1 protein-coding gene is annotated in these 882 nt (G+C 76.4%); it reads left to right on the forward strand.

From position 1 onward, the window contains the following. Window positions 1–882 (forward strand): GTP-binding protein (locus ACYVE9_RS28710; RefSeq protein ID WP_461030808.1); only part of this gene is annotated, 882 nt, incomplete at both ends.

An 882-nucleotide genomic window follows, 5' to 3' on the forward strand; every position in this document is an offset into this window, starting at 1 on the left:
CCGCCCCCCGGCGGGTTCCCTCCGCCGCCCGCGTCACCGCCCGCTCCCGCCCCCGCGCAGGGCCCCGAGTACCTCGACACCCCGGTCGCGCCGGTGCCCGTGGTGCCGGGCCGGGAGAGCGGACTGGGGGAGCGGCTGACGGCCCTTCGGGAGCTGGTGGGGCTGTCCCGCACCCGGCTGTCACCGGAGACGCTCAACGAGGCGACCCGGGTGCTGGACGAGGCCGCGGCCCGCGGCCGGCTGTCCCGCGCGCACACCACGGTGGCCATCGCCGGCGCGACCGGAAGCGGCAAGTCCACCCTGTTCAACGCCCTGGCCGGCGCGCAGCTCTCCGAGGCCGGGGTGCGGCGGCCGACCACCGCCGCGCCGGTGGCCTGCGTGTGGGAGGCGACCGAGCGGTCCGGTGGCGCCGACGGGCTGTTGGAGCGGTTGGGCGTCCCGTCCCGGTCGCGGCGCCGGGCGCATCTGCGGGACTCGCAGCACCTGGGCCTGCGCGGCCTGGTGCTGCTTGACCTGCCCGACCACGACTCCACGATGACGGACCACCGGGCGCAGGTGGACCGCATGCTGAAGCTGGTCGACGCCGTCATCTGGGTGGTCGACCCGGAGAAGTACGCCGACGCGGCCCTGCACGAGAACTACCTCAAGCCGTACGCCGGGCACGCCGAGGTGACGCACGTGGTGCTCAACCAGACGGACCGGCTGCCGGGCGACGCCGCCGACGAGGTGGTCGGTGACCTGCGGCGGTTGCTCGACGAGGACGGCATGGCACTGGGGGAGCACGGCGAACCCGGGGCCCAGGTGCTGGCGCTGTCCGCCCTCACCGGGGAGGGGGTCGCCGAGCTGCGCGAGGCGCTGGCCGAGCTGGTCGCCGCGCGCGTC

The sequence above is a fragment of the Streptomyces sparsus genome (assembly GCF_054776295.1).